Genomic DNA, 13,910 nt, shown 5'->3' on the forward strand with positions numbered 1-13,910 from the left:
GGCGACTGCCGCGCGTTTTTTTGTCCGTTCAGCCGCGTACCGGCGGCAATGTCTCCTCCGCCACCCGCTCCGCCCAGGCGGCAAGCCGCGCGAAGGGCAGACCGAGCACCAGATAGATCGCCGCCACCAGCAGGCCGATGCCGAGAAAGTCCTGGTGCACCGAAGCGACGCTCTCATAGGTGCGGGTGAGATCGGCGAGCAGGATGACGCTGACGAGGGAGGAATCCTTCAGCACCAGCACGAAGCCCCGCGCGGTCGAGGGCAGAAGCGCGCGGGCCGCCTGCGGCAGCACCACCGCCTTGAATGCCTGCCCCCTCGACATGTTCAGCGAGACCGCCGCCTCCATCTGCGTGCGGGTGACCACCGCAAGCCGCGTGCGATAGGCTTCCGCCATGCCCGCCGCATGATGCAGGCCGAGCGCCAGGACGCCGGCGAGGAAGACGCCGATGGGCAGCCCCGCCTCGGGCAGGCCGTAACAGACGAACAGCAGCAGCACGAGAAGCGGCGTGCCGCCGATCACGTCCACATAGGCGCCCGTCGCCCCGCGCAGCAGACGGCCGCCCCGTGCGCGCAGCACCGCCAGCAGGGCGCCGGCCGCGAGGGCCAGCAGCAGGCCGAGCACCGCCACCTCCAGCGTCGTCAGCGCCGCGCGCACGAACTGGGGCAGGAAGCGCACATAGCGCTCGAGGCGCGGCACGACGCCGTCGGGCATGGTGAGCGCCAGCACATATTCGCGGGCCGTGGGCTGGGCCTGGAGCGGGCGCGTGTCGCCGGTCTCCTGCGCCATCACCGGCGTCCACAATTCCCAGCGATCCAGCAATTCGCGCAGCGTCCCGTCGCGGGACATGGCGTAGATGGCGGTGTTGAGGGCACCGAGCAGGGCGGGCTGCGCGCCCGCCTTCAGCGCCAGGCCGTATTCGATGCGCCCCACCGGCGGGCCGGTGAACATCACCGCGGGGTCATGCTGGGCGTGGTAGAGGGCGACCGGATAGTCCGCCACCACGGCTTCGAGGCTTCCCGCCTTCAGCGCCGCATAGGCCTCCGGCGCGGTGTCGAAGACCCGCAGCACCACATCCGGCACGGCCGCCAGCGTGTCGCGCAGGCGGCTGCCCTTCAGCACGCCGATGGTCATGCCCTTGAGCGCGTCCATCCGGTTGATGGCCGGCTGGTCCCGGCGGATCACGATCTGCCCGAAGGTCGCGTAATAGGGAATGGTGAACTCGACGCCGGCCTGCCCCGGCGCCGCCACGTCGAGGCCCCCGACCGCCAGTTCGTAGAGGCCGGAGACGAGGCTCGGCCGCAGGGTCTCGGCCTCGCTCTGCACCAGCACCGGCAGGCGACTGAGACGCGCGCCCAGTTGCGCCATCAGGTCCACCTCGAAGCCCACGATGCGCGCCGGCGCCGCCGGATCGCGAAAAATATAGGGCGCGCCCCGGCCCACGTCGGCGCCATAGCGCAGGACGGGCGGTGGCGCGGTCAGCGCCGGCGGCGGCGCCTTCGCCGTGGTGTCCCGGGTGAGATAGTCGGTGAGGGAGGAGATGCTCTGGGCGCGGGCCGGAGCCGCCGCCATCATCCCGCCGGCCGGCAGCGCAAGCACTGCCAGGGCCAAGGCCGCAAGGACCGCACGCATGGGGTTCATCCGCAAAGAGGAAAGGGACCAGCCAGCCGCTCAGGCGAAGAGCTGGAAAAAGCGCTGCACGCGGACATCCTGCGGCGCGCGGAACATGGCATCGCCCGGCGCGGTCTCGACCACCGCACCGTTCTGCATGAACATCACGCTGTCGGAGGCGGCCCGCGCGAAGCCGAGTTCGTGGGTGGCGATGATCTGGGTCAGGCCGTCGTCCTTCAGCAGGGCGATGGTGTCCAGCACCTCCTGTGCCATGCCGCCATCGAGGGCCGAGGTCGGCTCGTCATAGAGCATCACCTTGGGGCTCATGGCGAGCGCGCGGGCGATGGCGCCGCGCTGCTGCTGGCCAGCGGACAGATGGGCGGGATAGCGGTCCATCTCCGCGAACAGCCCCACCTTCCTGAGCAGGAGCTCGGCGCCCATGGCCGCCTCGTCGCGGGACACGCCGAGCACCATCATGGGCGCCATCATCACATTCTGGAGCAACGTACGGTGGGGAAAGAGGCTGTCGCCCTGGAACACCATGGCGACCGTCCGGCGCAGCTCGTGGGCCACCTCCGGTGCCGGTGCGCGCCCGCCGGCCGCGCGCGCCCAGGTCACGCCGCCGATCTCGATGGTGCCGGAATCCGGCACGTCGAGGCCGTTGAGGCAACGCAGCAGCGTTGATTTTCCGCAGCCGGCGGGGCCGATGAGGGAGATGAGCTGCCCCTCCAGCGCAGCGAGGCTCACGCCATCGAGCACGCAGTGCGTATCGAAATGCTTGCGCACGTCGCTCGCCTGAACAATCGGCTGCATCCCGCCCTCCGGCTTTCATCCGCAGGCCGGACTAATGGGTGTGCATGTCACCACATTGACACTGGACAAGACGCGGGCCGAAAAAACGGCGCACCGCCGGTACTTTGGCAAGAAAACAGGCGGGTGGCCGGCGTCCTCGCCAACTAGAAATTGCGACATATTGGCCCTTTTCACGGGGGTACGGGCACCTTTGCAATCGCCGATTGCAGCTCACACATCATCCCCGGCCGTCCCGTCTCTCAAGATAAAAGCCGAGCGCACAGGCTCTTTTCTTTCTCCAGCCGAGGAAAACGCAGGCAACACGCTCCCGTCTACACGGACCGGCGCCACTTTAGCGCGTACAGCCGCCTTCAAATGCAAGCTTCGCAACAGCCCTGCGCCTTACTCGACGGAATGGGTACGGAGGTCGGGCATGAATTTATCGATCAAAACCACATTGATCGCACTTTTCTCGGTGATCAGCGCCATTCTGGCGGCCATTTGCATCACGTCTCTGCTCACGGCCTACCGCCACAACCAGACCGCGGAAGACGCCGTCCGCTACGTCCGCGCGGACCACGGTCTCTTCGGCGCCTATTCGGCCTATCGGCTGGAGCGGGCCGACGCCGGCTCGGTCCTCCCCCTTCCCGCGGAAAGGGCCCAGCCGGTCATCACCGGCATGATGCAGCGCCGCGTGACCTCCGATACCGGCATCGGCGTCGCCCTCGCGCAGCTTGACGCGCTCGGCGTGCCAGAGGCGCGCGCCATCGCCGAAAAGCTGCGCACCGTCCATGCCGCCATCAAGCGGCAGCGGGCCGACGTCGACGCCGCGCTCCAGCTTCCGCTGGAGGCACGCGACAGCAAGCTCGGCGGACGGATCATGACCGAATCCCTCGGCCTGCTCAGCCAGATGGAACAGACCACCGACGCGGTGGAACGCCAGATCCGCATTCTGGAACCGAGCCTGCTGCGCTTCATCGTGGTGCGCGCCGCCGCCGGCACCGCGCGCATGGGCGCGGGCGATGCGTCGCTGATCATCAGCGCCGCCCTGCGCGAAAAGCGTGTCTTCACGCCGGCCAACACCATCAATTTCGCCGCTCATAATGCGCAGGTCCAGACCGGATGGACCGAGGTGAAGACGATGGTGGATGCTCCGGACATGCCGGAGACGCTGAAGTCCGCCATGGCCAAGGCGCAGGACCATTATTTCTCCGGCCCCGTGAAGACCCTGCGCGACCAGCTCGCCGAGGATCTGTCCAACGGCAAGCTGGCCAACGTGGATGCGGAAACCTGGCGCGGCCAGTCCGTCCCGGCGCTGGAAAGCCTCGCTGCGGTCGGGCTTGCCGCCGTGGACAGCCTCGCCAAGGCCGCCGACGGTCTCGCCTCGGACGCCTGGCATCTGCTGCTCACCTATGCGGGCCTGCTGATCGTTTCTCTGTCGGCCGCGATCATTGGCCTCGTGGTGGTGATCGGCCGCGTCACCCGGCCCATCTCCGGGCTGACGGCCGCGGTGCAGGCGCTGGCCGGCGGCAATCTCGCCATCGAGATTCCCAATACCCACCGTCAGGATGAAGTGGGCTCCATGGCCAAGGCCGTGCTCGTCTTCAAGGAGGAGATGGCCCGGAATGCGGCTCTGGAAGCCGAAGCCGAGGCGGCCCGCCTCAAGGCCGAGGCGGAGCGCCGCGAGGGCATGATGCGCCTCGCCGCCGAGTTCGAGAGCGCGGTGGGCGGCATCATCGGCAGCGTTGCGTCCGCCTCCACCCAGCTCCACGGCACCGCCCGCACCATGGCGGAAGCCGCACGCCGCACCTCGGAGAAGTCCACGGCGGTGGCAGCCGCCGCCGAGGAAGCCTCCACCAACGTCATCATGGTCGCCTCTTCCGCCGAGGAACTGGGTTCCTCCGTGGATGAGATCGGCCGGCAGGTGCAGCAGTCGGCCGAGATGTCCAGCGTCGCCGTCGCCGAGGCGCAGAAGACCGGCACGGTCATCCAGGATCTGGCGCAGGCCGCGTCCCGCATCGGCGACGTGGTGGGGCTCATCTCCTCCATCGCCGAACAGACCAACCTGCTCGCCCTCAACGCCACCATCGAGGCGGCGCGGGCGGGCGACGCCGGCAAGGGCTTTGCGGTGGTCGCCTCCGAGGTGAAGGCGCTGGCCACCCAGACCGCCAAGGCGACGGAGGAGATCGAGAGCCAGATCGGCGCCATCCAGGCCACCACCAAGCAGGCGGTGCAGGTCATCGAGGGCGTCGGCTCGCAGATCCGCAAGATGAGCGACGTGGCCACCAGCATCTCCGCCGCCGTCGAGGAACAGGGCGTCGCCACCCGCGAGATCGTCCGCAACGTCGACCAGGCGGCCACCGGCACCAACAGCGTCACCGCCCACATCTCGGAAGTGGCCCAGACCGCCGACGAAACCGGTTCCGCTGCCGGCCAGGTGCTCACCGCCGCTGCCGCCCTCACCGATCAGGCCAAGCGCCTCGAAGCGGAAATGCAGCGCTTCCTCGGCACGGTCCGCGCCGCCTGAGGCGGGAAGGAGAGACGCCGGGCGTCCGACGCCCGGCGGTTTGCCGGCAAGACACCACAACCAAAGGTACCCACAAGGTTCGGACAAGGCTCACAGGATAGGGAAGGGTAACTGACTTATCAGGGGGCTGCCGTGCGCCTGTCCATCAAGCTCACCCTGCTGGCGCTGTTCGGGCTGGTCAGCCTGATCATGGCCGCGCTCTGCGGCTCTTCGCTGCTCACCGCCTACAAGCGCGATCTCGCCGCCGCCGAAGCACAGGCCTATGCGGAAATCGACCGCGGGCTGTTCCAGGCCTTCACCACCCTGCGCACCGAGCGCTCGGACAGCGCCGCCGCTCTCTCCCGCCCACTCGACGCCATGCCGCCGCTGGTGGCCGGCATAGCCAAGCGCCGGGAGAAGGTGGACGCCGGCTTCGCAGTCGCTCTCACAGAACTGTCCAGCCAGGGGACGCCGGAAGCGAAGGATCTCGCCGGCCGCGTGGAGGGCATCCGCAAGGCCATCAAGGATCTGCGCGCGGACATCGACCGCGCCCTCCAGCTGCCGCCCGACAGCCGCGACAAGACGCTGAGCACCCGCATCTATGACGTGACCGTCCGCGAGCTGGATCGCCTCGACGACGTTTCGCAGGACATCGGCAAGCGCATCCGCAGCCTCGACATTTCTCTGACGCCCTATCTCTCCGTGCGCGGCACCACAGGCATCGTGCGCAATTCCGAAGGCAACACCGTTCTTGCCGTCAGCAATGCCCTGCGCAAGGGCGAGCCGCTCGCGCCGAAGGATCTCACGGAGGTCCAGGCGGAAGAGGTGCGCGGCCAGCTCGGCTGGTCGATGGTCAGGGAAGAGGTCGACAACAAGGACATCCCGGCTTCGCTGCGGGAGGCCGTCGCCAAGGCCGACAGTGCCTTCTTCTCCGGCAACTTCAAGACGCTGAAGGAAGACACGCTTAAGACCCTGAGCAACGGCGGCAAGCCACCGCTGACGCTCGACCAGTGGCGCAGCGCCGCCGTGCCCGCGCTCGAAACCATCGGTGCCGTCGCCATTACCGCCATGGACGAGATGGCCGATGCTGCGGGGGCCGCCGCCGGACGCGCCCGCGCGTCCCTCGCGCTCTATGCCGGGCTGCTGGTGGTGGCCCTCCTGATCGCCGGCGCCGGGCTCGTGGTGGTGATCCGCCGCGTCACCCGGCCCATCTCCGGCCTCACCGCCACCATGCAGCGCCTCGCCGACGGGGATCTCGCGGTGGACGTGGCCGGCACCCGGCGCCACGATGAGGTGGGCGCCATGGCCAAGGCCCTTCTCGTCTTCAAGGAAGAGATGGCTCGGAATGCGGCCCTGGAAGCCGAGGCCAAGGCCGCCCACGTGCAGGCCGAGGCCGAACGCCGCGAGGGGATGCTGAAGCTCGCCGCGGAATTCGAGAGTGCGGTGGGCGGCATCATCGGCAGCGTCGCCTCAGCCTCCACCCAGCTCCACGGCACCGCCCGCACCATGGCGGAAGCCGCACGCCGCACCTCGGAGAAGTCCACGGCGGTGGCCGCCGCCGCCGAGGAAGCCTCCACCAACGTCGTCATGGTCGCCTCTTCCGCCGAGGAACTGGGTTCCTCCGTGGATGAGATCGGCCGGCAGGTGCAGCAGTCGGCCGAGATGTCCAGCGTCGCCGTCGCCGAGGCGCAGAAGACCGGCACGGTCATCCAGGATCTGGCACAGGCCGCCGCCCGCATCGGCGACGTGGTGGGGCTCATCTCCTCCATCGCCGAGCAGACCAACCTCCTCGCCCTCAACGCAACCATCGAGGCGGCGCGGGCGGGCGACGCCGGCAAGGGCTTCGCGGTGGTCGCCTCCGAAGTGAAGGCGCTGGCCACCCAGACCGCCAAGGCGACGGAAGAGATCGAGAGCCAGATCGGCGCCATCCAGGCCACCACCAAGCAGGCGGTGCAGGTCATCGAGGGCGTCGGCTCGCAGATCCGCAAGATGAGCGACGTGGCCACCAGCATCTCCGCCGCCGTCGAAGAACAGGGCGTCGCCACCCGCGAGATCGTCCGCAACGTCGACCAGGCGGCCACCGGCACCAACAGCGTCACGGCCCACATCTCGGAGGTGGCCCAGACCGCCGACGAGACCGGCTCGGCTGCCGGCCAGGTGCTCACCGCCGCCGCCGCCCTCACCGATCAGGCCAAGCGCCTCGAAGCGGAAATGCAGCGCTTCCTCGGCACGGTCCGCACGGCCTGACCGCACAAGGACCTCCCGGCCGCCGTTCGGCCGGGGCGAGTTCAGTGGGCGGCCTCGTGGGCCGCCCGCGGCTGGAGACGCTCGGTGATCCGCCGGCGGATCGGCCAGGTGGCGAGGCCCACCAGCATCACCAGAGCAATGCCGCCCATCACGCCCCACATGCGCCCGACGCCCGCGTCGAGATCGAGATGGGGGATCGGCTCCTGCACCACCACCAGCAGGAAGGCGATGGCTGCCTGAATGCCCGTATAGGCCACCACGCTGCCGCCGAAGCCGATCTGCGTGAAGACGAACAGGCCGGCGAAGACGAACAGCGCCCAGGTGAGCAGGCTGCCGTCCAGCGTCAGCACGCCGAGGAAGCCGAAGGCCGCGCCGAGCGCGCATCCGACGCAGCGGTTCAGCGACTTCCAGCCGATGCCCTCACGGGCCGCGCCCACCACGATGAAGGCCGTGATCGGCGTCTGCTCGAAGCCCGGCAGATGCAGCACCGTCCACACCACCGGCACCAGCGTCACGGCTATGCCCACGGTGAGCGCATGGCCCATGAAGATGGCATCCATGCCCGCATAGAGCGGCTTCGGCTTCGCCTTCGGCCGCGCGGGCGAGGTGAGGAAATCGAGCGCCCAGGCGACGCAGACGCCCACCATCACCTCCATGCCGCGCATGAGGATGACCTGCGTCATGGGCTCGGGCGAGACCACCGCGTGATAGGTCATCAGCGGTACGGTGAAGCCCACCAGAACGAAGGCATAGCTGTAGCGCGTGACGGCCTGCGCATAGACCGCCGCCGCGCAGGCGAGCCCCGTCGCCATATAGACCCAGGCGTGCGCACCGCTGATCTTCAGGATGGCATAAGCGACAGCGCAGCCGCCGATGGTGCCGGCCACCCGCTCCAGCCCGCGCATCACGGTCGCGGTCCGGTCGTTCTGGAACACCCGCACCACGCTGATGGCCGCCCAGACGGGCATCTCCAGTCCCAGGGCGTGCGCGATGGCGATGGCCACCAGAACCCCCAGCGTGACCCGCAACGCCACCTGCGCCCGCCGGCCATGCACCGTGAAGGCGGCCACATCGGCGCGGGCCTCCGCCTCGAAGCGGTGCGCCGTGCGGACGGGGGCGCGCGACAGCCACCGCGTCGCCGTCTTCAGCCGCCGCAGCAGCCCGTTTTCCCTCCGCATCGCCTGCCCCGCTCTGCCGCCGCCCGGCATTCTTTGGCCGCACCGCCAGACGGCAACATGAAACCATTGCTGTACCCTTGCGTCCGCCTGTGACGCGCGGATGATAGCCGTGCATCTTGCCGACATGCTTTCCGGATATGCCGGGAACCGCAAGGCACGCAATGACTTGCCCCAGGCAATGAGGGCGGGCCGCAGCAAACGGATGGAGGACCTCATGGCCGGAGTACGAGTTGCGGACGTCATGGCGCGCACGCTGGCGGCCGCCGGTGTGGAGCGGGTGTGGGGCGTGGTGGGCGACAGCCTCAACGGCTTCACCGACGCCCTGCGCACCATTCCGCAGGTGCAGTGGATGCACGTGCGCCACGAGGAAGTGGCCGCCTTCGCCGCCGGGGCCGAAGCCCAGCTCACCGGCAAGCTCGCCGTGTGTGCCGGTTCCTGCGGGCCGGGCAACCTGCATCTCATCAATGGCCTGTTCGACTGCCACCGCACCCGCACGCCGGTTCTGGCCATCGCTGCCCATATTCCGAGCGCGGAGATCGGCTCGGGCTATTTCCAGGAGACGCATCCCGAACAGCTGTTCAAGGAATGCAGCCACTACTGCGAATTCGTCTCCAGCCCCTCCCAGATGCCCCGCATCATGGAGATCGCCATGCGCACGGCGATCCAGAAGCAGGGCGTGGCGGTGATCGTCATTCCCGGCGACGTGGCGCTCCAGGCAGCGGAAGGCCCGACCGAGCCACGCTGGACCGACATCGTGCCGCCCACTGTGGTGCCCGCCGACAGCGAGCTTGAGAAGCTCAACGCGCTGGTGGAGGGCGCCAAGCGCATCACCATCCTCGCCGGCGGCGGCTGCGAGGGTGCCCATGACGAGGTGGTGGCCCTCGCCGCCGCGCTGAAGGCGCCCATGGTTCACACGCTGCGCGGCAAGCCCTTCGTGGAATATGACAATCCCTACGACGTGGGCATGACCGGCTTCATCGGTTTCCCCTCCGGCTATCACGCCATGCTGGAGGCCGACCTGCTGCTGATGGTGGGCACCGACTTCCCCTATCGCCAGTTCTATCCCACCGACGCCAAGGTGGCGCAGATCGACATCCGGCCTGAAAACCTCGGCCGCCGCACGCGGCTCGACCTCGGCCTCGTGGGCGATGTGAAGGCGACCCTCGCCACCCTGCTGCCGCGCCTGAAGCCCCGCACGGACGGCGATTTCCTCGCCAAGGTGCAGGAGCATTACAAGACCTCCCGCCGCGACCTCGACGCGCTGGCGGTGGGCAATCCGGGCACCAAGCCCATCCATCCGCAATATCTCGCCAAGGTGATCGACGAAGTCGCGGCGCAGGACGCGCTGTTCAGCGTGGATGTGGGCGAGACGACGGTCTGGGCCGCGCGCTACATCGCCATGAACGGCAAGCGGCGTCTTATCGGCTCGCTGATCCACGGCTCCATGGCCAATGCCATGCCGCAGGCGCTGGGCGCGCAGGCGGCCCATCCCGGCCGTCAGGTGGTCTCGCTTTCGGGCGATGGCGGCTTCGCCATGTTGATGGGCGACATCCTCTCGCTCCGCCAGCTCCAACTGCCGGTGAAGATCGTGATCTTCAACAATGGCCTGCTGGGCTTCGTGGACATGGAAATGAAGGCCGCGGGCTTCCTGAACGTGGGCACGGACCTTCAGAACCCGGATTTCGCCGCCATGGCCAATGCCATCGGCATCCTCGGCATCCGCGTGGAAGACCCCGCCGACGTGAAGAGCGCACTTCAGAAGGCCTTTGCCCATGACGGCCCGGCGGTGGTGGATGTGGTGACGGACAAGATGGAACTGGTGATGCCCCCGGCCATCAAGGCCGAGCAGGTGGCGGGCTTCTCGCTCTATGCCGCCCGCGCCATCCTGAACGGACGCGGCGACGAACTGCTCGAACTCGCCAAGCGCAACCTCTTCCGCTGAGGCGCGCGAAGGCGGCGGACTTCCCGCCGCCTTCGGATCATCGAAGAGCCGGGCGCTCCCCCGCCTCAGATCGGCCCGCAGTCGGGCGGCACGCGCAGGTGGAAGTCGGCGCGCCGCTGATAGGCGTCGCCCGCCCGGAGCAGCACCGGCTCGCCGAAGGGACGGCCGACCAGTTGGAAGGCGGCCGGCAGGCCGTTGGCGGTGAAGCCGCAGGGCACGGAGAGCGAGGGCAGGCCGAGATAATTGATGGCCCGCGTGCAATGGGTGACGCGGGCGATAGCCACCGCCACGTCCTCCGGCGCCCCCTGCGTCGTCTCCGCGATGCTCGGCACGGCGATGGGCAGGGTCGGGATATGCACCATGTCGGCGCCGCCCATGGCCCGGTGCAGCCAGTCCTCCGCCACCTTGGCCCGCATCATCAGTGCTTCCACATAGCGCGTCGCGGGCAGCGCGAAGCCGGGCAGGATGCGGGCGCGCACCTGCGCCCCATAATCGCCCGGCCGCTCCTCCAGCCATTGACGATGCAGGGTGGCAGCCTCGCAGGTCATCACCACCTGCATGAGGGCATTGATGAGCGCCATGTCGGGCACGGTGGTCTCCACCACCTTCGCCCCGGCCTCCTTCAGCACCTTGAGGCTCTCGTCCATCAGCGCAAGGATCTCGCCATCCGCCGTTGTGCGGTAATAGCCCTGCGGCACGGCGATGGTCACGCCCTTGAGGTCGCCGGAAAGGCCACTTTCATAATCGCGCTCGGGTGCCGCCAGCGTCGTGGCATCGCGCACATCCGGCCCCGCGATCACGCTGAGCATCCGCGCGGCATCGCGCACGGAGCGGGTGAGCGGGCCGATGGTGTCGAGGCTCGGCGCCATGGGCATGGCGCCATAAAGCGGCACAAGGCCGTTGGTGGGCTTCAGGCCCGTGACGCCGCACATGGCCGAGGGATGGCGGATGGAGCCGCCTGTGTCGGAGCCGAGCGCGCCGCTCACCAGCCGCGCCGCCACCGCCGCACCGGAGCCGGAAGATGAGCCGCCGGAGCCGTAATCGAGGTTCCAGGGGCTGCGGCCATGGCCGTAATGGGCATTGAAGCCGGTGGGCGACAGGGCGAATTCCGCGAGATGCAGCGTGCCGAGATCAAGCGCCCCCGCGCCGTCGAGCCGCTCCAGAACGGAGGCGGTCACGTCGGGAACGAAGTCCTTGCGGATGAGCGAGCCGCCCGTGCAGACGCGGCCCGCACGATAGAGCAGATCCTTGTGCGCCAGCGGCACGCCGCCGAGCGGGCCGATGTCCTCGCCTCGCGCACGGGCAAGGTCCACCGCGCGCGCGGCTTCCAGCGCGCCGTCGCGGTCAATGAGCATCACAGCGTGGTAGCGCGGGCCGAGGGCTTCCAGCCGGTGCAGCGCAGAGGCGGTCGCGGCTTCGGAGGTGATGGCGCCCTGCGCGATGGCGTCCGCCGTCTCGACGAGCCCGAGGTCGTGGAGCGCGCTCACGCCTCGCCCTCCCCGCGCTCGGCGACAGCGGCGAGCAGGTTGGCGTAGCTCCACGGGCAGCCGTCGATATCGACGCGCGCCTTCGCGCCTGCGGCCACGGTGGCATTGAGCTGGGCGACGAGGGCGGCATAGGCCGCCGCCTCTTCAGGACGGATCTCGATGCCCTGGCGCGCCCGCACCATGGCGGCCACGTCGGCCGGGGAATTGCCCGCAGTGTCCATTCTCGCCCTCACACGTCACGGCGGACGCCCGTCCGCATCTCGCAAGGGCCATAGCCGAACCGGGCGCGGGATGCATCCCCGCGCCGGGTTCGGAAGGGATCAGGCCGCGCGGACGGTGTTGAGGAAGCCGTCCACCTGCACCTTCAGGCTTTCGCCCTGCTGGGCCAGCGCGCGGGCCGATTGCATCACGTCCTCGGAGGCTTCGCCGGTGGCTGCGGCGCCGCGTGTCACTTCCGCGATGTTGGTGCTCACCTGCGCGGTGCCGGCCGCCGCCTGCTGGATGTTGCGGCTGATCTCGGCCGTCGCGGTGCCCTGCTCCTGTACGGCGGCGGCGATGGCCTGCGCGATCTCGGCGATGCGGTTGATGGTCTCACCGATCTCCTTCATGGCCTGCACCGATTCTGCGGTCGCCTGCTGGATCTCGGTGATCTGGCCGCTGATCTCCTCAGTCGCCTTGCCGGTCTGGGCGGCGAGCGCCTTCACTTCCTGCGCCACCACCGCGAAGCCCTTGCCGGCATCGCCTGCGCGCGCCGCCTCGATGGTGGCATTGAGCGCGAGGAGGTTGGTCTGGCCGGCGATGGCGGTGATGAGTTCCACCACGTCGCCGATCCGGCTCGCCGCCTGCGAGAGGGTGCCGATGCGGGCGTCCGTCTTCTGGGCCTGGCGCACCGCCTCCGTAGCGATCTGGCTGGAAGTCTCCACCTGCCGGCTGATCTCGGACACCGAGCTCGCCAGTTCCTCGGCGGCGGCGGCCACCGTCTGCACATTGTTGGAGGCCTGATCGGAGGCATTCGCCACGCCGGAGGACAGGCTCTGGGTGGAGGCCGCGGTCTGGGTCAGGGTCGAGGCCGTGCCTTGAAGGCGCACGGTGGCGGTGGCAACGCCGGAGACGATGGAGCCGACCGCGCCTTCGAACATGTCGGCGAGACGCGCCAGTTCCGCCTTGCGCTGGCGCTGTGTCTCCGCCTCCATCTCCTTCTGGCGCTCTTCCAGATCGCGGGCGGCGATGGCGTTCTGCTTGAACACCTCCACCGCCTGGGCCATGCCGCCCACCTCATCGCGCCGGTCCTGCCCCTCCACATCGGCGGAGAGATCGCCCTCGGCGAGCCGGCGCATGGTGGCGCCGAGCCGGATGATGGGCGCCGCCACCGCGCCGCGACTGATCAGGAAGCCGATGATGAGCGCGACGAGGATGCCGCCGCCGACCACCAGGTAATTGGTGAGGCGCACACCGGCCACCTCATCCTGGAGGCGGTCCGAATTGGTGGAGATGCGGGTGCCCACCGCATTAATGACCGGGGTCGAGGAGCGGCGGTGCGCGGTGATGGCGGGCAGGAACTTCTGCGCCAGCGCCTTCGCCTCCTCCAGCTTGCCGGCGCGGACCAGTTCGATGCCCCGCACCATGTCGGCGTAGAAGGGATCAAAGCCCTGCGCATACTGGCGATAGAAGCTCGCATTCTCGGGATCGAGCTTCGCCGCCTGCCCGAGATAGTCGCGCATTTCCTTGTTGTAGGTCGCCGCGTTCTTCAGAACCGCGTCGAGGTCTTCATTGGGGAAGGTGATCGCGCGCACCAGCGAGATGTCGAAATTGTTCGCCCGCACGTTCGCCCGCACCACCGCCAGCAGCGCCGGCGACCGGTTCTCGGTCAGGTCCGCATAATCGGTGATGATCTGCCCCGTCTTCACATTGGCATAGAGCACGGCGGCCAGCGTCGTGGCCGCCATGATCAGGAGGACCAACGTCATCTTGTAGGCGATCTTCAGATTTCGAAACGACATCGCACGCTCCCAAGCCCCGGCGAATGAGAGGGCGTGCCCGGGTCCCGATCGGGAGCCCGCAGGATCAGAAGCAGCCCCCGCTGCATTCCGACCGCGGTTCACGATGAGCCGGCGTCAACACGGCACGCCCCAGTCTGAAGGTCAGCTTG

At 68.8% G+C, this 13,910-nt stretch carries 9 protein-coding genes; 3 read left to right on the forward strand and 6 right to left on the reverse strand.

Features of this window, described 5'->3' with window-relative positions:
• Window positions 1-28: 28 nt before the first annotated feature.
• A complete protein-coding gene (locus tag DFO45_RS22565; protein ID WP_166657229.1) occupies window positions 29-1,630 on the reverse strand; it encodes an ABC transporter substrate-binding protein/permease in 1,602 nt (533 codons plus the stop codon).
• A gap of 39 nt (window positions 1,631-1,669) precedes the next feature.
• Window positions 1,670-2,422, reverse strand: a complete 753-nt coding sequence (locus tag DFO45_RS22570) for an amino acid ABC transporter ATP-binding protein (protein ID WP_133866636.1) — start codon at window positions 2,420-2,422, stop codon at window positions 1,670-1,672.
• Window positions 2,423-2,834: 412 nt separating this feature from the next.
• On the opposite strand from DFO45_RS22570, the gene DFO45_RS22575 reads away from it, so the two are divergent.
• Window positions 2,835-4,928, forward strand: coding sequence for a HAMP domain-containing methyl-accepting chemotaxis protein (locus tag DFO45_RS22575; RefSeq protein WP_166657230.1), 2,094 nt, complete (start codon window positions 2,835-2,837; stop codon window positions 4,926-4,928).
• Window positions 4,929-5,060: 132 nt separating this feature from the next.
• Entirely contained in the window at window positions 5,061-7,154 is a 2,094-nt protein-coding gene (locus DFO45_RS22580; protein ID WP_133866638.1) for a HAMP domain-containing methyl-accepting chemotaxis protein, read from the forward strand.
• A gap of 41 nt (window positions 7,155-7,195) precedes the next feature.
• Here the strand turns inward: DFO45_RS22580 and DFO45_RS22585 are convergent, their stop codons facing one another.
• The gene (locus DFO45_RS22585) at window positions 7,196-8,332 is read right to left on the reverse strand and encodes an FUSC family protein (protein WP_166657231.1); all 1,137 of its coding nucleotides are present in this window, start codon (window positions 8,330-8,332) and stop codon (window positions 7,196-7,198) included.
• Window positions 8,333-8,546: 214 nt separating this feature from the next.
• On the opposite strand from DFO45_RS22585, the gene poxB reads away from it, so the two are divergent.
• Window positions 8,547-10,274 (forward strand): ubiquinone-dependent pyruvate dehydrogenase, encoded by a 1,728-nt coding sequence (gene poxB / locus DFO45_RS22590; protein WP_133866640.1) that lies wholly within the window; start codon window positions 8,547-8,549, stop codon window positions 10,272-10,274.
• Between the two features lie 65 nt (window positions 10,275-10,339).
• On the opposite strand, the gene DFO45_RS22595 is transcribed toward poxB, so the two are convergent.
• The 3 genes from DFO45_RS22595 to DFO45_RS22605 all read right to left on the reverse strand — a co-directional run bounded on the left by DFO45_RS22595 (window position 10,340) and on the right by DFO45_RS22605 (window position 13,761).
• On the reverse strand, window positions 10,340-11,761 hold the full coding sequence (locus DFO45_RS22595) for an amidase (RefSeq protein WP_133866641.1): 1,422 nt from the start codon (window positions 11,759-11,761) through the stop codon (window positions 10,340-10,342).
• Window positions 11,758-11,982: a hypothetical protein gene (locus DFO45_RS22600; RefSeq protein WP_133866642.1), complete on the reverse strand. Its 225-nt coding sequence runs from the start codon at window positions 11,980-11,982 to the stop codon at window positions 11,758-11,760. Before DFO45_RS22600 ends, DFO45_RS22595 begins: the two co-directional genes overlap by 4 nt.
• Before the next feature lie 99 nt (window positions 11,983-12,081).
• Window positions 12,082-13,761: a methyl-accepting chemotaxis protein gene (locus tag DFO45_RS22605; protein WP_133866643.1), complete on the reverse strand. Its 1,680-nt coding sequence runs from the start codon at window positions 13,759-13,761 to the stop codon at window positions 12,082-12,084.
• Window positions 13,762-13,910 lie beyond the last annotated feature (149 nt).

The sequence above is a fragment of the Azorhizobium sp. AG788 genome (genome assembly GCF_004364705.1).
Lineage (GTDB): Bacteria > Pseudomonadota > Alphaproteobacteria > Rhizobiales > Xanthobacteraceae > Azorhizobium > Azorhizobium caulinodans.

Bases quoted from the DNA above. Each gene is read 5' to 3' on its own strand.
- DFO45_RS22565 (WP_166657229.1), bottom strand. From the start codon at position 1,630: ATGCGTGCGGTCCTTGCGGCCTTGGCCCTGGCAGTGCTTGCGCTGCCG.
- DFO45_RS22570 (WP_133866636.1), bottom strand. From the start codon at position 2,422: ATGCAGCCGATTGTTCAGGCGAGCGACGTGCGCAAGCATTTCGATACG.
- DFO45_RS22575 (WP_166657230.1), top strand. From the start codon at position 2,835: ATGAATTTATCGATCAAAACCACATTGATCGCACTTTTCTCGGTGATC.
- DFO45_RS22585 (WP_166657231.1), bottom strand. From the start codon at position 8,332: ATGCGGAGGGAAAACGGGCTGCTGCGGCGGCTGAAGACGGCGACGCGG.
- poxB (WP_133866640.1), top strand. From the start codon at position 8,547: ATGGCCGGAGTACGAGTTGCGGACGTCATGGCGCGCACGCTGGCGGCC.
- DFO45_RS22600 (WP_133866642.1), bottom strand. From the start codon at position 11,982: ATGGACACTGCGGGCAATTCCCCGGCCGACGTGGCCGCCATGGTGCGG.
- DFO45_RS22605 (WP_133866643.1), bottom strand. From the start codon at position 13,761: ATGTCGTTTCGAAATCTGAAGATCGCCTACAAGATGACGTTGGTCCTC.